This window comes from Helicobacter salomonis (assembly GCF_900197775.1).
Taxonomy (GTDB): Bacteria; Campylobacterota; Campylobacteria; order Campylobacterales; family Helicobacteraceae; genus Helicobacter; species Helicobacter salomonis.
In genome coordinates this window covers 1-20,609 of record NZ_FZMA01000002.1, presented here as the reverse complement: position 1 = coordinate 20,609, position 20,609 = coordinate 1, and the positions used below count along the sequence as shown (strand labels likewise).

At 45.5% G+C, this 20,609-nt stretch carries 19 protein-coding genes and 2 pseudogenes; 6 read left to right on the top strand and 15 right to left on the bottom strand.

All coding sequences use genetic code 11. The features are described from left to right. Positions 1 to 59: 59 nt before the first annotated feature. Both C6H04_RS00430 and rny read left to right on the top strand, forming a co-directional pair. Positions 60 to 713 carry a 5-formyltetrahydrofolate cyclo-ligase gene (locus C6H04_RS00430; RefSeq protein WP_104695932.1) on the top strand — a complete coding sequence of 218 codons (654 nt, stop codon included), beginning with the start codon at positions 60 to 62 and terminating at the stop codon, positions 711 to 713. Continuing rightward, the gene (rny, locus tag C6H04_RS00425) at positions 625 to 2,190 is read left to right on the top strand and encodes a ribonuclease Y (protein ID WP_104695931.1); all 1,566 of its coding nucleotides are present in this window, start codon (positions 625 to 627) and stop codon (positions 2,188 to 2,190) included. The genes C6H04_RS00430 and rny overlap by 89 nt, the downstream gene beginning before the upstream one ends. A 9-nt stretch (positions 2,191 to 2,199) precedes the next feature. On the opposite strand, the gene priA is transcribed toward rny, so the two are convergent. The 8 genes and pseudogenes from priA to tnpA all read right to left on the bottom strand — a co-directional run bounded on the left by priA (position 2,200) and on the right by tnpA (position 12,413). Next, complete coding sequence (gene priA / locus C6H04_RS00420; RefSeq protein ID WP_104732012.1) at positions 2,200 to 4,059, bottom strand: replication restart helicase PriA; 1,860 nt, start codon at positions 4,057 to 4,059, stop codon at positions 2,200 to 2,202. Between the two features lie 51 nt (positions 4,060 to 4,110). Further along, positions 4,111 to 4,950, bottom strand: coding sequence for a cysteine ABC transporter substrate-binding protein (locus C6H04_RS00415; protein ID WP_438940234.1), 840 nt, complete (start codon positions 4,948 to 4,950; stop codon positions 4,111 to 4,113). 42 nt (positions 4,951 to 4,992) lie between these two features. Then, positions 4,993 to 5,736 carry an amino acid ABC transporter ATP-binding protein gene (locus tag C6H04_RS00410; protein ID WP_104695928.1) on the bottom strand — a complete coding sequence of 248 codons (744 nt, stop codon included), beginning with the start codon at positions 5,734 to 5,736 and terminating at the stop codon, positions 4,993 to 4,995. Further along, entirely contained in the window at positions 5,737 to 6,417 is a 681-nt protein-coding gene (locus C6H04_RS00405) for an amino acid ABC transporter permease (RefSeq protein ID WP_104695927.1), read from the bottom strand. Further along, on the bottom strand, positions 6,411 to 7,067 hold the full coding sequence (locus C6H04_RS00400) for an amino acid ABC transporter permease (RefSeq protein ID WP_104695926.1): 657 nt from the start codon (positions 7,065 to 7,067) through the stop codon (positions 6,411 to 6,413). Before C6H04_RS00400 ends, C6H04_RS00405 begins: the two co-directional genes overlap by 7 nt. An 82-nt stretch (positions 7,068 to 7,149) precedes the next feature. Continuing rightward, positions 7,150 to 9,708, bottom strand: coding sequence for a bifunctional aconitate hydratase 2/2-methylisocitrate dehydratase (gene acnB / locus C6H04_RS00395; protein ID WP_104732010.1), 2,559 nt, complete (start codon positions 9,706 to 9,708; stop codon positions 7,150 to 7,152). A gap of 422 nt (positions 9,709 to 10,130) precedes the next feature. After that, positions 10,131 to 11,426 (bottom strand): methyl-accepting chemotaxis protein, encoded by a 1,296-nt coding sequence (locus C6H04_RS08345; RefSeq protein WP_104732009.1) that lies wholly within the window; start codon positions 11,424 to 11,426, stop codon positions 10,131 to 10,133. A 557-nt stretch (positions 11,427 to 11,983) separates the two neighbouring features. Further along, a pseudogene (tnpA, locus tag C6H04_RS00385) lies at positions 11,984 to 12,413 on the bottom strand (IS200/IS605 family transposase). 66 nt (positions 12,414 to 12,479) lie between these two features. On the opposite strand from tnpA, the pseudogene C6H04_RS00380 reads away from it, so the two are divergent. Next, positions 12,480 to 13,746 (top strand): annotated as a pseudogene (locus tag C6H04_RS00380) (RNA-guided endonuclease InsQ/TnpB family protein). Here C6H04_RS00380 and C6H04_RS07865 read toward each other — a convergent pair. Both C6H04_RS07865 and C6H04_RS07960 read right to left on the bottom strand, forming a co-directional pair. After that, positions 13,743 to 13,904, bottom strand: coding sequence for a hypothetical protein (locus tag C6H04_RS07865; protein WP_158653795.1), 162 nt, complete (start codon positions 13,902 to 13,904; stop codon positions 13,743 to 13,745). The pseudogene C6H04_RS00380 and the gene C6H04_RS07865 sit on opposite strands and share 4 nt — an antisense overlap. After that, positions 13,856 to 14,101 carry a hypothetical protein gene (locus tag C6H04_RS07960; RefSeq protein ID WP_104732008.1) on the bottom strand — a complete coding sequence of 82 codons (246 nt, stop codon included), beginning with the start codon at positions 14,099 to 14,101 and terminating at the stop codon, positions 13,856 to 13,858. Before C6H04_RS07960 ends, C6H04_RS07865 begins: the two co-directional genes overlap by 49 nt. Positions 14,102 to 14,405: 304 nt before the next feature. Between C6H04_RS07960 and C6H04_RS00370 the strand changes: the two genes are divergently transcribed. Genes C6H04_RS00370 through C6H04_RS00360 form a run of 3 tightly spaced genes read left to right on the top strand, consistent with a single transcriptional unit; the run spans position 14,406 to position 16,640 of the window. Beyond that, positions 14,406 to 14,747 carry a histidine triad nucleotide-binding protein gene (locus tag C6H04_RS00370; RefSeq protein ID WP_104696385.1) on the top strand — a complete coding sequence of 114 codons (342 nt, stop codon included), beginning with the start codon at positions 14,406 to 14,408 and terminating at the stop codon, positions 14,745 to 14,747. Further along, entirely contained in the window at positions 14,729 to 16,117 is a 1,389-nt protein-coding gene (locus tag C6H04_RS00365; RefSeq protein WP_104732007.1) for an aminotransferase class V-fold PLP-dependent enzyme, read from the top strand. The genes C6H04_RS00370 and C6H04_RS00365 overlap by 19 nt, the downstream gene beginning before the upstream one ends. A 1-nt stretch (position 16,118) precedes the next feature. After that, positions 16,119 to 16,640 carry a DUF3972 domain-containing protein gene (locus C6H04_RS00360; protein ID WP_104696383.1) on the top strand — a complete coding sequence of 174 codons (522 nt, stop codon included), beginning with the start codon at positions 16,119 to 16,121 and terminating at the stop codon, positions 16,638 to 16,640. Here the strand turns inward: C6H04_RS00360 and C6H04_RS00355 are convergent, their stop codons facing one another. The 5 genes from C6H04_RS00355 to C6H04_RS00335 are packed head-to-tail and all read right to left on the bottom strand — an operon-like array spanning position 16,641 to position 20,365. Then, complete coding sequence (locus C6H04_RS00355; protein WP_104696382.1) at positions 16,641 to 16,868, bottom strand: hypothetical protein; 228 nt, start codon at positions 16,866 to 16,868, stop codon at positions 16,641 to 16,643. Continuing rightward, entirely contained in the window at positions 16,865 to 17,092 is a 228-nt protein-coding gene (locus C6H04_RS00350; protein WP_104696381.1) for a DUF904 domain-containing protein, read from the bottom strand. Before C6H04_RS00350 ends, C6H04_RS00355 begins: the two co-directional genes overlap by 4 nt. A 52-nt stretch (positions 17,093 to 17,144) precedes the next feature. Then, positions 17,145 to 18,290: a glycosyltransferase family 10 domain-containing protein gene (locus tag C6H04_RS00345; protein WP_199767060.1), complete on the bottom strand. Its 1,146-nt coding sequence runs from the start codon at positions 18,288 to 18,290 to the stop codon at positions 17,145 to 17,147. Further along, entirely contained in the window at positions 18,290 to 19,324 is a 1,035-nt protein-coding gene (locus C6H04_RS00340; RefSeq protein WP_104732006.1) for a PTS sugar transporter subunit IIC, read from the bottom strand. The genes C6H04_RS00345 and C6H04_RS00340 overlap by 1 nt, the downstream gene beginning before the upstream one ends. Positions 19,325 to 19,348: 24 nt before the next feature. After that, positions 19,349 to 20,365, bottom strand: a complete 1,017-nt coding sequence (locus C6H04_RS00335; RefSeq protein ID WP_104696379.1) for a branched-chain amino acid aminotransferase — start codon at positions 20,363 to 20,365, stop codon at positions 19,349 to 19,351. Positions 20,366 to 20,609: the final 244 nt, after the last annotated feature.

Genomic DNA, 20,609 nt, shown 5'->3' with positions numbered 1-20,609 from the left:
TCCTTAATGAATCCCGCATTATATAGCAAGCATGCTTAATTTGGGGTGGTTGTGCTAGCATGCGCTCTATGGTAGCACTCACCTCTAAAATCCAATTCCGCACCCTATGCAAACAAACCCTCTTGGCGCGACGGGGTTGGGATATTAAAGATCACAAAATCACCATGCAGCTCAAACCCTTGCTCAAAAAGTGTCAACGCGTTTTACTCTATTGCCCCTTGTCCCATGAAGCTAATCTCATGCCTCTGATTAAATGGGCGCGCCAACGGGGTATAAAAATTTTTCTACCTATCTTGCATCAGGGTAGTTTGCAAGCCACTCCCTACCGCCTGCCCTTGGCGCGCAAGGCTTACCAAATCTTAGAGCCTGCACCTTCATGCATTTATCAAACACCCTTAGATTTGGCCATTGTACCCGTATTGGGCATTGATGCCATGGGAAGACGGATAGGCTTTGGAAAGGGATATTACGATCGCTTCTTTGCTAAACGCCCGCAAGTCCCCCTCATTTTTGTTGCGCGGCAAATTCTCCGGAGTCAAAGTGTGCTGGGTGAGAACCATGATATAGTAAGCTCGCGCTTTATCGATCAACGCACTTTAAATAAAATAAACAAAAGGATTATAAATGGTGTATTTACTGGAAATTTTTCTCCCGTGCACGCTCACGGGTTTTTGCGTCTTTTGGTTCACCAAGAAATTTATGCGCGCCCATAGTCAGCAATATGTGCATCAAGCTAAGGCTAAGGCAGACATGCTGCTCTACCAAGCGCAGGTGCTCTACCAAGCCAAAGAAGTGGAATCCCAAACTCTGCTCGAACAATTACAGAGCGAATTCGATCAAAAGATGCGCTATTGCACTCAAGAATACCAGCACAAATTAGACGCACTCCGCTCGCAAGAGCTCCAACAAACTCAGTATTTAAACAGCGAACAAAAACGCCTTAACCAAGTCCGCCAAGACCTAGAAATCCAGCAACAAGACCTAGAAAATCAAAGGAGTGCTCAAGCACAATTGCAAAGCGAGTGCGCAGAACTCAAAACACAAATGTTAGAAGCCTTAATGCAAACTTCTGGTTATACTCAAGAGGAGGCCAAAGCGCTGATCTTGCACCAAATGGAAGAAGAACTACTCTTGCAAAAAGCCGCCTTAGTGCGCCGTTACGAAAAAGAGGCTAAAAAAGAGGCACGCGTGCGCGCAAATTTTGTGATTGCGGATGCTACTGCGCGTTTTGCCAGCCATTTCGCGATGGAAAATCTCACCAGTGTGGTCAGTTTGCCTGATAGCGAATTTATCGGACGCGTGATTGGTAAGGAGGGGAAGAACATCGACACCTTTAAACGCATTAGCGGGGTGGAAGTGATGATTGATGAGGAATCCAAGACTATCACTTTGAGTTGTTTTAATCTATACCGCCGCGAGATTGCTAGACGGACTCTCGAGCAACTGATTCAAGATGGACGAATCCAGCCCGCACGCATTGAAACCACCTATCAACGCGTGGAAACACATATGGAAGAGGCGATGTTAGAAGATGCTCAAGAGGTGTTATTAGAACTCAAACTAGATTCCATGCACGAAGAACTCAGACGCTTAATAGGCAAGATGCGTTACCGCACTAGTTACGGACAAAACGCGTTGATTCACTCCATAGAGGTGGCGACTTTAGCTGGTGATATTGCCATGCAATTAGGCGGAGATTCTAAACTCGCACGCCGTGCAGGGATTTTACACGACATTGGTAAAGCACTTACCTACGAATCTGGGAGCGATCATGTGGAATTAGGGGCAGAGGTGTGTGCACGCCATCACGAACACCCCGCCGTGTTGAATGCCATTTATGCCCACCACGATCGTGAGGAAATCAAAAGCATTGAATGCGCAGCCGTATGTGCTGCTGATGCGCTTTCAGCTGCGCGCCCGGGAGCGCGGCGCAAGGATTCTCAAAACTTTTTGGCGCGCATGCACGACTTGGAGCGCATTGCTAGCAAGAAGAAGGGGGTTAAAAAAGTCTTTGCAATGGATGCAGGGCGGGAGGTGCGTGTGATTGTCTGCCCTGAGCGAGTCAATGACGCTAAGATCACCTTGCTGGCTAAGGATATTGCCAAAGAGATCGAAAACACTTTACAATACCCTGGCGAGGTAGTGGTGCATGTCATTCGCGAGAGAGTTGCCCAAGCCGTCGCTCATTGATGCGCGCTCTCACACATCTAAAGGGTCCATCACAATGGTAAAGAGAGGGGTGTTGTCGTCTTGGAGATGATGTAAGAGACTCAAAAGATTAGAAGTAGAGGTAGCAGAAAGAAGGATTTCATAGCGGTGATTCTTGGCAACTTTGGCGATACGCGCTACGCCTGAGCTTAAGATTGCTACACCCTGCAGATGTGTTAGTTGGCTTTGGATGATTTCCAAAACAGCGTGCATGGCTTCTTGAGCCTTGTCCTCACGAGAATGCTTAAACTCCAGTAAAGCTAAACGCATGAAAGGAGGAAAGATTTGCATGCGTGTTTTGAGTTCGTCCTTGAGAAAGTCTTCGTAATCCTCCAGGTAATTTTCTAAAAAAGCTCGGTTACGGGATTGAATCAGCACTTTTCCATGGGTCTTGCGCGCACTGCGTCCGGCAATTTGGTGCACCAAGCTCACCCCTTGTTCAAAACTTGCGTAACTTCCATTGTGCAACACCTCATCAATGCCCAATACAATGGCCAAATGCACCCCATGGTAATCATGCCCCTTGGCGATCATCTGTGTGCCAATTAAGATGTCTATTTGCTGTGTATTGAAAGCATCTAAAATACGCTGGATTTGCCCATTTGTGTGAGTATGATCTTTATCTAAAATTCCAATGCGCGCTTGGGGTAACAAGGCTTCCAGCTCTTTTTTGAGTTGCTGTGTACCCATGCGCTTACCCTGCAAAGAGTCATTGTGGCAAGTTGGGCAGATTTTGGGAATGTTTGCTTGGTGTTGGCAGTAATGGCAACGCATGCACTGATCTTTGAGGTGTAAACTCATGTTCACGCTGCAAAAGGGGCAACACACCCCCTGTCCGCACACTTGACATAAAAGTTTTTTAAAATGTGCGCGGGTGGGCATGAAAATCACGCTCTGTTGTTTTTGGACCAGAGTATTCTCTAAAGCATTTAAAATAGCCGGACTGAGAGTAGTGGGGCTTTCATCAAAGTCAATGGTTTGGTCAGAACCATAGAAACGCCCCTTCAAGCGCACGAGGCTTTGACTTTGTTGGGCTAAAGAGTAGCTGCGGATACTTGGGGTTGCTGAACCTAGCACAACTTGTATGGGCGTTTGACGTGCTAAATATACACTGAGATCACGGGTATTGTAAAAGGGAGCTTGGTTAGCCTTGTAGGCCTGATCGTGTTCTTCATCTACGATCACCAAACCCAAATGCGCCATGGGCAAAAACAAGGCACTTCTAGTGCCCACCACCACGCGCACCTCTTGAGCATAGAGTTTATCCAAAAGAGTATTTCTCTGGGTGGTGTTGAGCTTGCTATGCCACAGCCCCACCAATGAACCAAAACTATTCAAGAGGACTTTGTAAATTTGGGGAGCTAAGGCAATTTCGGGCACAAGCACCAATACACTTGAGGATTTTTGGAGTTTCTGTGCAATCAAGTGGGTATAGATATGTGTCTTACCACTGCCCGTATCCCCAAAAAGCAGGGCACTTTTAAGGGCACAAATCTTCTCATATGCTATTTGTTGAGAATCGTTGAGTGGACTTAAATATGGAATGTGCTCGAGCGCAATAGGGGTGGGCATGGTTTTAAAAGGCTGAAATACAGGCGCGATCATGCCTATAGGGGCGCAATAGTAAGACGAGATGAAGCGTAATAAAAGCATTTGGTGGGCATTGAAGTAGGTCCTTGTGGGATTTGCCTTTTTACACACAAAGTGGGGCTTGGCGCACTCTTGTAACACCACTCCTAAAACATAGCGCGATCGTAGGGGAATCTTCACCACCAGACCCGGCTTCAAGGTGGTTGGACTCTCATAAGTCAGGGGCTTGGTTTTAGCAAAGGGCGCGATGGTATAGAACAGAAACAGCCTTATATGTTGCAGGGGCTGGTGTTAGAATCCCAGCAACCGCACTCACTCAAAAATGACGCTCTTAGGATCGACCTCATCTCCATAAACAGGTTTAAGAGTAGCGTCATAAGCCTCCTTGATAAACCCGTTCTTAATGAGAGTGTCTATTTCCTTGTTGAGCCACTCCAATAAAACCTTATCACCTTTTTTTACCGCTGGGGCAATAACATCTTGATCCCCTAGACTAGGGATGCCCACTTTAAATTCAGGATTTTTCTTAACCCATGCAAATAAAAGCGTGTTGTCATGGGCTAGGGCTGCCCCGCGGTTGTTTTTCAACGCTAAAAAAGTTTCGGTGTTTTGATCATATTTCAGCAAAGATACCTTAGGGTAATTTTTGGAGAAATAAAAATCCGCCGTAGTGCCCTTGTTTACGATCAGAGGTTTATCCTTGAGATCGTCAATACTTTTGATCTCTCCATTTTTAGACACCACTCCCAAAGCGACCTTCATATAGGGCTTGGCAAAATCCACGACAGCCTCTCTCTCCTTAGTTTTGGTAAAATTTGCCATGATCACATCTACCTTATTAGACTTCAAAAACTCCACCCGTGCGGCCGCCTCTACAGGGATAAACTCTACTTTTTTCTCATCGCCCAGCAAATCCTTAGCCATGCGTTTGGCGATATAGACATCAAAACCAGCAGGCTGCCCCTTGCTATCCACGAACCCAAAGGGGGGCTTGTCGCTGAATACGCCCACTCTAAGAACACCGCGCTTTTTAATCAACGCGATGCTATCCTCTTTGCTTTCCGCTTTGTGGTCATCTCCACATCCAGCTAAAACCAAACCCAAAACAACCCACAAAATTCCAAAACCCTTAGCCCATGCCCGCATATGCACTCCTTAAATTAAACTAAAAATCCACTTTCTATCACAACAACATCAACAATCCCCTAAAAAATTAAAAATTTCTAAGAATTTCTGGGCACGCTCAGATTGAGGCTGCTCAAAAAAGCCTTGCGGGCTATTCTCTTCCACTACCACGCCCTGATCGAAAAACACAATGCGGTGTGCCACTTTTCTAGCAAACTTCATCTCATGCGTTACAATGACCATGCTCATCCCCTCGTGTGCTAGCTCTAAGATCACCTCCAAGACCTCTTTGACCATCTCTGGATCAAGACTGGCCGTAACCTCATCAAAGAGCATCACCTCTGGTTGCATGCACAGCGCGCGTACAATGGCCACGCGTTGCTTTTGCCCCCCGCTGAGTTCTCTAGGGTGGGCGTTCTTTTTGTGCTCCAATCCCACGCGTTTTAAAAGTGCGATCGCCCTCTCTTCTACCTCCTCTTTAGCGCGTTTTTGCACCTTAAGGGGAGCTAGCAGGATATTTTGCAACACGCTTAAATGCGGAAAGAGTTCATAACTTTGGAAAACCATTCCAATTTTTTGGCGCACAGCATTCCAATTAGTCTTGGGCACGCTGATCTCCTCTTGGTTGAAAAAAATCTGCCCGCTTTGAATTTCCTCCAAACCATTCAGACATCGTAAAAAAGTACTTTTACCACACCCACTAGGTCCTAAAATCACCACCGCCTCCCCCTTGTGCAAACTAAAATCAATACCCTTTAACACCACATGATCGCCATAATACTTTTGTAATTGGATGGTTTGCAAAATTGCCATTTAGCCCCTATTGTGTTGGTATTTTTTCTCTAGGCGTTGGCTCAAATAAGAGAGGGGATAGCAAAGCACAAAGTAAAGCACAAAGATCAAGCCATAGACATAGAAACTCGCATTAGGTATTTTTAAAATATTGATCTCAATGAGTTGTTGGCCTACTTTTAACAACTCCACTGCGCCAATAAGACTCATCAAAGCAGTTGTCTTGATCATGCGGCTAAACAAATTAATGCTGGCAGGCAAGAGGGCTAAAAAGGCTTGCGGGAAGATGATGAGCCAAGTGGTTTGTGCCCCACTTAGTCCCAAGGCGCGCGCGCTTTGGATTTGATGCAGGCTGGTAGAAGTGAGCGCGCCGCGTGTGAGATCCATCATCTCAGCCGCTCCCCACACCCCAAAGACGATAATGCTCGCCCCAATGGCAGGCAAATGCCAATCAAAAAGAGTGGCCGATCCAAAAAAGACTAAAAAGAGCCACACCAATAGCGGAATAATGCGCACACTCTCTAAATACACACGGCATAAAGCACGCGCGATCCTACCCCCAAAAGCCATCACCACCCCCAAGCCCACCCCACCTATTAGCGCGATGGCAATAGAAGCCAAAGCCACTTCCAAAGTGGTGAGTAAGCCCTCAGCTAAGCGCGCTAAATTATCTGGGGCAAAGACTTCCAAGACCTCTAGCATACACGCCTCTTATAATACTTCTCTAAGGCTACAAATAGCCCGCTTAAAGGGAGTAAAACCACCAAATAAGAGAGCACCAATAACACCAACGCCTCGTTAGTTTTATAATAAATCCCTATCAAATCCTTAGCTACGAACATGACATCGACTAAAGCAATGGCACTCACGACAGAACTCTCTTTAAGCAAAAAGATCACATTGGCCCCCAAAGAGGGTAAAGAGATCGCTAAACTTTGAGGGAATAAAACATGTCTTAATGCCTGCAGGCGGCTTAAGCCTAGAGCGAGCGCAGATTCTAGTTGCACCTTAGACAGAGCTTTGAGCCCGAGTAAAAAACTCTCTGCCATATACCCTCCACCCAAAAATGCAATGCCAATAATTGCACACGCCTTAGCGCTCAAAGAAAAGCCGATTTCATTAAGTCCATAATAGAGAAAGAAGAGCTGAATGAGCAGGGGTGTGTTGCGCGCGATTTGGATATACCAAGCTAGGGGTCTGCTCCAAAAACCCTTAAAATAGAGTCCCAAGCTTACCCCAAAGCCCACTACTAGCGCGCAAACAATACCAACCACCGAAATATAGAGAGTGAGCCAAAGCCCCCACCCAAAGGCGGGCAGAGCGTGGCGCATAAACTGCCAATCCAAATCCACAACGCGACCTTTCGCAAGCCTTAAAGCCTGCTAAAAGCCTCTATCTTAGAGAAAAAAGCTTAAGGTCGCGCTTAAAAGCCTCTTAAAGCGCCATAGGCTCCATCAGGTGGAAATTCATGTAACGATAAATCTCCTCTCTGCGGGCTTCTAATTTGCTAGCCACCAAATCCAAATACTCTTTTGGAGTGGGGATTCTGCCCAAGAGCGCACACACTGCGCCCAATTCCGCACTGCCTAAATACACCTGTGCCCCCTTGCCCATGCGGTTGTCAAAATTGCGTGTAGAAGTGGAGAATACCACCGCATTATCGCGCACCCGTGCTTGATTGCCCATGCACAAACTACACCCGGGCACCTCTGTGCGCGCCCCTGCGGCCCCAAAGATGGAAAAATAACCCTCTTTGATCAGTTGCTGTTCGTCCATTTTAGTGGGGGGTACAATCCAAAGGCGAATGGGTGATGCTCCCGCTCCCTTGACAATCTCCCCAAAGGCTCTAAAATGCCCAATATTGGTCATACAACTGCCTATAAACACCTCATCGATCTGTTGAGGGCGTTTGGGATTGCTCAACACCTCGCTTAAAGTCGCCACATCGTCCGGGTCATTGGGGCAGGCCAAAATGGGCTCTTTGATCTCATTAAGATCGATCTCAATCACAGCGGCATACTCCGCATCTGGATCGGGCTCAAGTAAGACAGGATTATCAATCCACGCCTGCATTTTTTGTGCCCGCCTTCTCAGGGTTTCTTTGTGCTCATACCCGCTAGCAATCATCTGTTCGATGAGCTGGATATTAGAGCTTAAATATTCAATGATAGGCTCTTTATCTAGGCGCACGGTGCAGGCAGCTGCGCTTCTCTCCGCACTCGCATCGCTGAACTCAAAAGCCTGCTCAATCTTGATGTTGCCCAAACCCTCGATCTCTAAAATCTTGCCATTGAAGATATTCTTCTTGCCCTTTTTCTCCACGGTGAGTAAGCCCTGTTTGATCGCATAGTAGGGGACAGCATTAACTAAATCCCTCAGCGTAATGCCCGGCTGCATCTCTCCCTTAAAGCGCACCAAGACAGATTCGGGCATGTTCAAGGGCATAGTGCCCGTAACTGCAGCAAAGGCCACAAGCCCGCTACCAGCGGGGAAACTAATGCCAATGGGAAAACGCGTATGGCTATCCCCACCTGTGCCCAAAGTGTCGGGTAAGCCCATGCGATTAAGCCATGAGTGGATGATCCCATCTTTGGGCTTGAGTGCGACTCCTCCCCGAGAGGTAAAAAACTGGGGCAAGGTGGCTTGTAAACTCACATCGGAGGGCTTAGGATAGGCCGCCGTGTGGCAAAAGGACTGCAAGACAAAATCGGCCTCAAAACTCAAGCTGGCTAATTCTTTGACCTCATCGCGTGTCATCGCTCCGGTAGTGTCCTGACTGCCCACAGTGGTTGTCATAGGCTCGCAGTAAGTGCCCGGGCGTACACCCTCCAGCCCACATGCGCGCCCCACCATTTTTTGCGCCAAAGTATAACCCTTCTTACTTTCTGCAGGTTGTTTAGGTTTAGCAAAAACTTCAGAGGGCTCTAGTCCCAAGAATTTGCGCGCCTTATTAGTCAATCCACGCCCAATAATTAAGGCAATGCGCCCCCCCGCGCGGTATTCATCGGCTAGTGTGGTGGGCTCGAGTTTAAAAGTGCTCACCACTTGCCCTTGTTTGCAAATCTCGCCCTTATAGGGATAAACTTCAATGATGTCTCCCTCTTTTAAATCCTTGACATCGGCCACAAGGGGCAAAGCGCCGCTATCCTCACATGTCGCAAAGAAAATGGGGGCAATGACCCCCCCGATCACCACGCTCCCACTGCGCTTATTGGGCACATAGGGAATGTCCGTGCCAAAATGCCACATGATAGAATTGGTCGCGCTCTTGCGCGAACTCCCCGTACCCACCACATCGCCCACATACACGACTGGTACGCCCTTAGATTTGATGTTTTTTAGGCGTTCTTGGTAGTTTTCTATGCGGTTTTTGAGCATGGCATTGGCATGCAAAGGAATATCGCTACGGGTGAAGGCATCGCTAGCCGGACTCAAATCGTCCGTATTAGTCTCCCCATCAATTTTGAGCACGCATAGCTCTAGCTTTTCGGGCAAAGCGGGCTTATTTAAAAACCATTCTGCATTTGCCCAAGATTCTAGCACTTCTTTAGCTAAAGGGTTGGTGTTGCTTAAGTTAGCAATGCTCTCAAAGGCGTTATAGACTAAAAGCGTGGATTTTAAGGCTTGGCAAGCGGCTTTACTAATCTGCTCATCGCTACTCTGCAGAGCTTGCATTAAAGGCGCGACATTATACCCCCCTAGCATCGTGCCCAAATACTCCACCGCTTCTAAGGGGCTAAAATGCGCGCACTCATGCTTTTTAAGTGCTAAGTTGCCTAGAAACTCTGCCTTGACCTGTGCCCCCTCGTCCACGCCCGGACTCACTCTGTGGATTAATAAATCCTTAGCAAAGGCGCATTCTGCACTATCTTTAGAGTGCAATAAAATGTCCACCACACCCTCTACCTGTTTAGCACTCAAGGGCAAAGGGGGGATGTTTTCTTGCGCGCGTTGCGCCTCAATCTCTCTGTATTCTTGGATAAATGTCTGCATACAACTCCTTAAAGAAATGATCGCGATTGTAGTATATAATAATTTAGAGTTATTTACCACTCGCGCCATAAGGCTAGCACCAGCAGGCTTGTGCTAATATTTGTGCAATCAAGGGGTAATACCCTTGGGGTTGGGGCATCAACCTTTGGAATAGGGAATGTAAGACTCCAAACGGAGCTGTCCTGCCTGAAGCCGCGATCTCCACTAAAGTTAGAATCCCCTAACTTTAGTTATGGGAGAGTATGTCAATTAATTTGCCTAGTTTAATAAAGAAGGGGTACACCACCCCAAGAGATGCGCCAGACCCGGGTGCCTATATGAAAAAGCCTCTCTTAAGGCTAGGCGTCTTTAAAAAAAGCTATAATAACTGATCACAATTCTCAAGCGCACAACACACCCAGTGGACACATGTATCAAACCAGTTAAACCTCCATCCCCCTTGCGACTCTGCTACCAGCTACTCTGATCTCGTCCATTAAGTTTTTACTTTCACAGGAGAGCTCAACCGTATGTGTAGATTCTTGAGCTCCTGCTGTGATATTCACAACAACTTGTGAAGTGATTTCTCTAATAGCACTGATAATGGCGGCAATTTCTGCAACAGATTTGGTGGTGCGCTCGGCTAGCTTTCTAACTTCATCAGCCACCACCGCAAAACCTCTTCCGTGCTCTCCTGCTCGTGCGGCTTCAATGGCCGCATTCAAGGCCAATAGATTAGTTTGATCGGCAATATCTTTGATGGTTTGTGTGATGGAAGAGATGGAATCAGATTGAGCGTTAAGGGTATTGATTTGATCTGCGCTATTTCTGATCGTGGTGGCTACTCCCTGGATGCTTTGCGTGGTTTTCTCAATCATTTCACTTCCCCGATCAGTGAGTGTTTGGTTTTCCTTGATAAGACTCAATGTCATCAGAATCTTTTCTTCTTTGGAGGTAACATCCAAAGCGATTTTAACGAACTTGTAAATATGGCCATCATCATCAAAAACGGGGTTATAACTCGCCTCCAGGTAAACCTTTTTGCGGTTTTTAGCTAGGCGCGTGAAAGTCCCACGCGTAAAATGCCCTGCTTGAAGCCGTTCCCAAAATGCTTCGTATGCAGCACTTTTGACATATTCAGGCTCACAAAAGAGCGCGTGCTCTTTTCCCTTAATTTCGTCCAGAGTATAACCCATTAGGTTGAGAAAGCTTTCATTGGCGTTGAGAACCTTTCTATCGGTGTCAAATTCAATGAGAGCCATACTGGCTAGTGTGGCTTTGTGAATAGCTCTGAGTTCTTGGAGTTCTAGGATTTGCTGAGTAATATCGTTAGCAAATTTAATCACCTTGTGGACTTCACCATTAGAGTTCAGGATTGGGGTGTAGGTGGACTCCAAATAGAGCGTTTCTCCTTTCTTATTGACACGCTTAAAAGCGCCCTGTTTAAACACACCTGAACGCAGATCACTCCAATGCTTTGTGTATTCACTAGACTGCACGAGTTGGGAGGTGCAAAATAAAGAATGGTGCTTGCCCTTGATTTCCCCTAAAGTGTAGCCCATCAAACTTAAGAAGTTTTCATTGGCATGCAAAATCATACCATTGGTATCAAATTCAATCATAGCCATGGAACGATTGATGGCATCGTAAAACTGCCTTAGTTCATCAGATTGGTCGTTCAGGGCGGCTTGTGTGCGAATAGTCTCATTTGGTTGATGTCTGAGACGAAAAAATTTCATGCAACCTCCTCGAGTTGTTAAACTACAACACTTGCATTGTAAATGAAAAAAACAAAAAGACATACTTGCGCTATGTCATGATAGGCATGCAATAGCACAATAAGAAGCCGTTCTTACAGACCTACAAAATCCTACAAGCTGGGATTTCTGCTGTATTCTTGTTTCATCCATAGCACTAATGCGGCAAGAACTCTACCTGCTAAAGGCGATGCCTATTCTAGCAAAAATTGGGCTTTTGTGGCAAGAACAGCTAATGAAAATTTCATATATTCCTATGACTTTACATTGCTGTTTTTAACCCTGCAAACGTATACAACTCTTTAAAAAGTGCTTTGTGGACTTCTTTTGCTCCCCATAACTAAAGTTAGAATCCTCTAGCTTCAGCTGTGGGGAGTATGTCAACGATGTGGATTGGGTAAAGGCATTGAAAGCGTGCCCTTGTGCAACGCATACAAGATAGCACAAGAAAACGCGGATGTAAACTCTACTGCCCCTCTGGGGTTTAAGACTCTCCGGCAGAAATCCCGCTCGTCTTTAGCGGGTGGGATGAATGCCCCCTACCCTTGATTTTCTATGTATCTTTTGATAGTTTCTAGGTTAGCTTCTCCTATGGAACAGGCAAAAAATCCATCTGTCCAAAACTTTTGTTCTTTCCAAAAATGCTTGCGTAAGAACGGGATAAATCTTGGTTCTCTCCAAACTCTATAAGTAGTCATCTGCTTGATCCGCAAGATAATGGAACTGATAGACACCCTAGGGAGATATTCAATCATGAGGTGTAGATGGTCTTTGTTGGTTTGCCTTGCTATGATGATAAAATCTGAACTTTCCTCTATCTCTTCAAGCACAGACTTTATAAAAATAGCCACATCTCCTACGAGCAATTTTTTCTGTATCTGCGTCAGCTAAAATCAAATGGGCTTTTAGATTGTAGTTGCTCCTGTTTGTGGATAGATAGCCTTTGAGTTTGTAATGGTTTTCTTTCATAGCTCTACCTCAAAAATATTTTAAAAATTATGCTATAGCCATGCAAAATACTTAAGGCGTGGGGAATTGCTTAAAGCAATAAAGTTTAGGATTTACCCTAGTGTTGAACAAAAAACCTTGATAAACAAGCATTTTGGCTGTGCTAGGGTGGTCTATAACTACTTTTTAGCATACCGCCAAAAGCAATACGCGTCATCGCATTAGAGAAAACTACTTCAGTATGCAGAAGGTGCTCACCCCCCTTAAAAAGCAAGAGGCTTACTCTTATCTTAAGTGAATGCAACTCTCAAAGCTTGCAAATGGCATTAAGGCAACTGAGCACAGCTTTTGATAAATTCTTTTCTAAGTTAGCAGATTATCCTAGATTCAAATCTAAAAAGCATTCTAAGCAATCTTTCTGTGTCCCGCAACACTTAGAAATCAAACAAGAAACCAACCAAGTCAAGCTACCCAAATTCAAAGAAGCTATTAAAGCCAAGTTTCATAGGCATTTGCCTACAAACTCTATCGTCAAGCAGGGGTTTATCTCTTGTGTAGCAGATAAATACTACCTCTCTATAAGCTATGAGGATAATGAGCCTGAACCTAAACCCACAACTATCAGAAAAGCTGTGGGTTTAGATATGGGTTTAGAGTCTTTAGTGATAGCCAGTAATGGCGTGTTCTATCCCTATAAAAAGTTTTTCCAGAATCTACAAACCAAACTCACTAAAGCGCAAAGGAGATTGTCTAAGAAACTAAAAGGTTCTAGTAATAGGAGAAAACAAGCAAAGAAAGTGGCACAAATCCACGCTTCTATCAGCAATAGCAGAGAGGACTACCTACATAAAATCAGTAATGAGATAACCAATCAATACGATTTGATAGCAGTAGAAACCTTGAAAGTTAGGAATTTGGTTAAAAACCACAAACTAGCTAAGAGCATTGCCAATGCTAGCTGGTCTAGGCTCATTAGTCTATTAGAATATAAGGCTGGTTGGAAGTAAAACCCTTATCAAAATTAACCAATACTTCCCTAGCTCTCAAATCTGCTCGACCTGTGGGAGCAACACAGGTAAAAAGCCACTGCATATTAGAAATTTTATCTGGTTGTCAAACACACCACCACAGAGACCTAAACGCCAGTATCAATATTAGAAACTATGCTTTGGGTATGCTAGATGAGCGACACGCTATCAAGGTAGATAAAACTAGGGTGGGAAACCCCCGAAGTTACGCTTGTGGAGATTCCGCTAACGGGGCTGTAACCAAGTATGGCTACATACTGGATACTGCTAGTTATGGATCGTTGAAGCAAGAAGCCCACCCAGCAAATGCGTCGCATTTGTTTTAGCGGGTGGGTGATTCACCACGGATAAGTGCCCAAGGATTGAGTGGGCTTTTGGGATTGCTAGATTTGGGATCTGCTTGAAAATAGCCTTGATGCACAGGAGTGTCAGGGATTAGTAAATGCCTATTAGAAGAAGGGATATAGTTCCCCCCCCCCCGCATAGGCGGTTAGCACGGATATAATCTTCATTCTTTAGAGGGGTAATTTTGGCAAAAACTTTTTGCTTTTGGGGGTGGTAGTAAAAAGATAAGGAAGGTAAGGAGAGTGCAAGACCATAGGCATGTTTTAAGGATTGATGCCAAGATCGAGGAATCACGCGTTTTAAAAAATTCTTGCATTGTTGATTCGTGAGTGACAAAGAAACTCCTTACAAAAACCTGCATTATACACTAGCACACATGAAGATCAGGCAGCATTTCTAAATCACAGATCACTGACCATGGGGATATGTCAAATGCAGTGTTGAATGATAAAGGTGAGGCTATGGCGTTCAGACACTCTTTGGCTTTAACCTCTTATCCCCATAGCTTAGTTGCTTGTGGGATTTAGCGCGCGGGAGGTGATCGAATTCTACAAGCTCACCCATATCTTAATTCTTAAAGCAACCTATAACACTAACAAATTCAGCTATAATACGCCACAAATCATCGTAAAGGGTCTGCATGCCAGAAAAGAATGTCTTTGAGAAGATCGTAGCTGGAGAATTGCCTTGTAAAAAAGTTTTAGAAGATCAGGATTTTTTGGCCTTTGAGGACATTAATCCCAAAGCCCCCGTGCATGTACTAGTCATTCCTAAAGTGGGTGTGAAAGATTTCAACGCTATCACGCCAGAACTCTCCTCCAAAATCAATGCCTTTATTTTAGAAGTGGTGAAGGTTTTAGGTCTCGATCAAAAGGGCTATAGATTGATTACAAACATTGGATCTGATGGGGGACAGGAAGTGCCCCATTTGCATTTCCACATTCTAGGAGGCGTAAAGCTCACATGGCCCAAACTCCACTAAGTTCAAAAGACACGCAGCGCTTTCTGGACAAGGCTTTTGCACCCTTGCTTAAAACACAATCCAAGATCGAGCAACTTACCCAGGTGCGTGAAAGCTTGATTCTCAAAAAGGGGGTGCGCTATTTCGATTGGACAGCTTCTGGATTGGCTAGCACCCTTGTAGAAAAACGGGTACTCAAGCTCTTACCCTTTTATGCCAATGCACATTCGGAAGTGTCTAAGCACGCTTCCTTGATGCAGGAGGTGTACACAGAGAGCAAGGCGCGTTTAAAAAAGAGTTTGGGTTTGGGGGAGGACTTTATCGTCTTGAGTGCTGGTTTTGGAGCTAGCCATGCTATCAAGCGTTTCCAAGAGATTCTAGGCATTTACATTCCTCCCAAGAGTCGCCAAGTCCTAGGAGGGCTTAAGGGGGCTGATTTACCACAGGTGATCATTGGACCTTATGAGCATCACTCTAATGAAATCTCTTGGCGCGAGGGATTGTGTGAGGTTGTACGTCTGGAGTTAGACCCTCAAGGACTTTTTTCCCTAGAGAAGCTAGAAGTGGCTTTACAAGAGGCACGAAAAAAGACACATGGTTTTACCCCTCTTGTTTCCATAGGTGTGGCTTCCAATGTAACGGGCATGATCGTTCCCTATAGGGAAATTTCTCAACTCTGTGCGCGCTATCAGGCGCGTTTGGCTTTTGATGCAGCGGCGTTTAGCCCACACGATAACTTGGAAAATTTGGATTTTGATGCCCTTTTTCTCTCAGCCCACAAACTCTTAGGAGGAGTTGGGACATGCGGAATCCTGGGGGTTAAAAAGCAACTCATTGATACAAACTTACCTCCTAGTTTTAGTGGGGGTGGGGTGGTCAAGTATGTGAGTCGCAGCACACAGGAGTATATCGAAGCCTCAGATGTACGCGAAGAGGTGGGCACCTATGGTCTTGTACAGCTCTTTAGAGCGGCTTTAGCTCTACAATTGCGCGATGAGATCGGCACGCCCACCATTAGACGGCGCGAGAGCATGCTCTCTAAGGTTTTTATGCACGCCTTAAGTCAGATTCCCGCCGTGCAAATCTATGGCAATGTGCATGCTCCACGATTGGGCAATGTTGCATTCAATGCGGGTGGAGTGTCTTGCTACGCATTGGCGCATTTACTCAGCCATCGGTTTGGGATTGAGACGCGCGCAGGGTGTTCGTGCGCAGGCCCCTATGGACACGACTTGCTAGATATGAAAGATAGTAGCTTTAGCGCGTTGCAAGAAAAGGGCACAAAGCCAGGCTGGTTACGCGTGAGTTTGCACTACAGCCACACCTTAGAAGATGTAGATTTTCTCATCGATCGCATTAGCAAAGCGATCCAAACATTGCGTGGAGGTTGAAATGGAAGAAGTGGTGCAAGAGGCAACTTGGATGGAGCTGGAAGAATTCTTGGAAATTTCCAGATTGCCCAAAGAGCGCATTTTAGCTCTTATCCAAGATAAAAGCATTTTAAGCAAGCATGATGAAGAGCACATTTGGATAGATCTGCATAGCGCAACTCAGGTTTTGGCTAAACGTGTTATGGGCAAAAATATTGTACCTAAAACAGGTTATCCAGCCTTGTTAGAAAATATGGGGGCTAATGCTCTCGATCCTATTTTTGTCGAAAAAACCATTAACACTATTTTAAGCCTGCATGACAAGGTAATCGGGGCTAAAGATGAGGCGATCTGCGCGTATAAAAACGAAAATGTTTTTTTAAAAGACGCAGTGATTTCGATGCAGGAGGTCTACGATGAAGACAAGCGCACCATTGAAGTCTTGCAAGATGAGCTCACCAAGCTACGCGAAGAAATCGAATTCATGAAGCGCAAATACCGCCTGATGTGGGGCAAGGTAACAGATATGGGGAATGTGAAGTAACTAGGGTATCTTATTTAAAAGTTCTTTGAGCTGGGCGTTGAGCTCGGAGATCTCGCGCACCTTGTTGATATAGGCCTTGAAAAGGTCCATTGGGTCAGTTTCCTTGAGGTGGAAGGTGTCTTTGATCTCATCGATAGCCTCCTGGCTAAATCGCGCGTCTAAAGTGATCTTATAACGCTTATTACCAATATTCACTTCGATGGTTTGAGAGGAGGGGCTATCACTCATGTTTCAAAAGCTTTCATGATCTTGTCATAGAGTTCTTGTAAACGCTTGTCCTTGCTGGCAATCTCTTCATAGAGAGCGTTGAGTTGGCGATCCTTTTCCTCATGCTGGGTGGCTAGGGTCGCATTTTTGAGTTGTAAATCCTTGTTTTCTTCTTCTAGGAGTGCGAATTTGATCAAGAGATCGTCAATCTTTTCATGAACCTGATCTAAGATATCCTGCCCCATTAACATCCTTTTTTCAAACTAATGAGGGGGTATTATAGCAAAAATCTAGGCTTTAATGCGGATATTTGGGGCGCTTGAGTCCGCTGGTATCGTAATGGGTAAATCCTTTAAGTCCATATGCTTTCAGGGCATACAAACGACTTTTGATAGCACGGCTAATGGAAGTATGGGTTATGCGCTCGAAGCAATGTTCATGGTAAAGCTCTGGACAAGCGATGGCATTTTGCAGGAAAGCTAAAATTTTCGCAAAGTTCAAATCATTACAAAAAGTACCCTTACCCTCTTTGATATGAAGTGGAGGGGTATAAAGCATCTCTAAATAGGCATTAGGATGGGTGTCTAAGTAGCGCACAAAATCCATCGCTTCATGAAAATCTTTAAAGTCGTGCACATTGACAAAACTCTTAGGATTAAAATCTTGTGCTACGAGAGGATTACCCCAATAAATAGGGATGGTATGAGCAAAATAAGCGTCTACAATCTTTTCTGTGGTGTAGCCTAAACCCTTGGTATTTTCAAAGCAGAGGTTGAATTTGTAGCGGCTGAGGAATTCCCATTTGTTGGCTACGGGTTGCCCCGTCGTGTTATACACCTTGCCACCTCCGCTTATAGGGCGATACGCTGTTAGCTCTTGATAAAAGCGGTTGCGTTCAGGAGCATTGGAATTAGAGGCCACAAAGCTAGCAAAATCGCGTGCGCTCAAATCTAATTGTTCTCTGACGCATCGATCTAAATGCGCATAGGCACGCGCAAAGGGAATTACACCATGTGTTTGCGGGAAGTCAAAGGGCAGATCTGCATAGGTGTCTAGCAAGGTGTAGAGCTTGAACAAGTGCAGGTAATACAGGGGCACGCGCAAATAGCGCTCATGAAAATGCATGTGATCAAAACCCATGCCAAAGTCGTAAATATCAAAGTTAATGCGCTCATTCTCGCCTGTATAGCCGATTCTTTTTTGAGGAAAATCTAAGATTTTCTTGTGATAGCCTTCAAGACGAAATGATGCACCAAAGACTAGGTCGCAGGCTTTGAGAGGGGAGGTTTGGTACTCCAAAGTATAGCGCTGCGCCAAAATATGCTCAAACCCGTGCTCTTTAAATTCGGGGCAATGAGAGAACCCCACTACTAAAGGAAGTTTGTGCGTCTGTGGATCGATGTGCATAGACGCACAATAAGCGTCTAGCAATGGTTGGAACATCAATGCGCCTGGAATTGATAGATGTGATGTCCATACCCTTTAAAGAGCTTGCAGCAGATAAAATGCAAAATCAACGCAGCCACAAAGGGCAGGAGCGCATAAGCAATAATCACACGCACAAAGGGCTGATCTAAGTTATGCAATAGGGCTTCTTCATAGGCTTTAATAGGTCCAATGAGCCCCACAATCCCAAAGCCCGCACTCTTGGCATCACCAGTGATTTGGAAAAAATAGGTGATCAAGCCTCCCACAACACCATTAGCGATGATGCAAACATACATGATAGGCGCTTTGAAGAGATTGGGAATCATCATCTTCATGCCTCCTAGTAAAATTGCTACACTCACCCCTGCCTTGTTTTTAGCTAATAAAGAGCCCACAATGAGCACAGCCGTAGTGGAAGTTACGCCCAAATTCGCCGCGCCTGAGGCTAACCCACTAATTCCGATAATCAGACTCACCGCCACCGTAGAAATAGGCGAGATGATAATGATCGCATAAGAGATCGAGATGAGCACGCTCATAGGCAAAGGGTGAAGCTGGGCGAAGTATACGATTCCATGCCCAATTTCTTTTGTGATCTGAGTAGTGTAGGGTAAAAGCAAGAGTCCCACACAGCCACAGCCCGCAGAAACCACCATGGGTTGGAGTATGATGGTGAGTGATCCAAATTTATCACCCAGCCACTTGGTGAGCAACACCGCGCATGCCGCAATGATGAGCACATTGAGCAAATCTCCAATGCCCACCAATACCAAGCCATGCGCGCCGTGTTTAACCACCCCCGAGGCGATAAAAGTCGCTACACCAATAATGGCAGATTTCATTGGGTTAAAATTAAAAGCAAGCCCTACCAACACGCCCGTGATGAGTGAAACTAGGGCCTGCAAGATTACCAAAGCGTCTAAAAATAACGCAATGACATGGATGGAATTATAGGGCTTAAGCAGAGCGCCCAGGATCGCATTGGGAGCTAAGGCGATCACAACCGCTAAAGCCATTCCATACAAAAGCTTGAGCAAGAAATCCTTCACAAAATCTCCCTTTGCATAAAAAAATTAAGAAACTTTAGTTATCCACCCCTGAGGTGCTTGTAGGTCGCCAAATTGCATGCCTACCAAGGTCTCATAGAGCTTTTTAGTGATGGGTCCGGCCTGTTCTTGGCTATAAAATACATGTAACTTGCCCTGATAAGAAATACCCCCTACAGGAACGATGACCGCCGCTGTGCCACAAACCCCAGCTTCGCTGTATTCCTCTAGGGCATTGATGAAGACATCTCCTTCTACCACTTCTAAGCCTAGATGTTCTTTGGCTAGGTGCACCAAGGACATGCGTGTGATGCTGGGCAGAATGGAGGGGGAAGCGGGGGTAACAAAAACCCCTTTCTTAGAGACGGCAAAGAAATTAGCCGCGCCCACTTCCTCGATCTTGGTGCGTGTAGCTGGGTCGAGGTAGACACAATCGCTAAAGCCCTGCTCCTTAGCTAATTTGGCAGGAAGCAAGCTTCCCGCATAATTCCCCCCCACTTTAACTGCCCCTGTTCCACTGGGTGCAGCGCGATCGAACTCGGACACAACGAAATTAGCTGGGCGCATTCCTCCTTTGAAATAAGGCCCTACAGGCGCACAAAAGACGATAAACAAGTATTCTTGCGCAGGTTGCAGACCTAACCCCTTGCCCACACCTAGCACGAGAGGACGGACATAAAGTGTCGCTCCCGATCCATAGGGGCCCACCCATTTCTCGTTGGATTGAACTACCTGAGTACACGCTTTAAGGAATAAGTCTACAGGAACGGGGGGCATGAGCAGACGCTGACAAGATTTTTGAAGGCGCTTGGCATTCTCCTCTGGGCGGAACAAATTGATCGAATTGTCCTTACAGCGGTAGGCTTTTAAGCCCTCAAAACATTGCTGACCATAGTGCAGAGCGGGGGAAGCCTCATGGAGCACGACATGGTTATCTTTGACCAACTCACCTGCCGACCATGCGCCGTCTTTATAATGCGCCACAAAACGAAAATCCGTTTGGATATACTCAAAACCCACATTATTCCAGTCTAAATTGGCCATAAAATCTCCCTTTAAAGTTTTTAATGACTAGATATGCAAAAAATATTCCATGTAACTATTGTGCAAGATTTGTCGATTCAGTACAGCCCTACTATGATAGACCTTCCCCCCCCCACCCCCTAGCCTTAGTTGTGGGGCTAGTTAGTCAATATAATCTTGTACAACACTTTGTATGATAGCCACTATCAAATGTAAAAGCAGCAACAATATTGTCTATTCTTGCAAATACCATATTGTGTGGTGA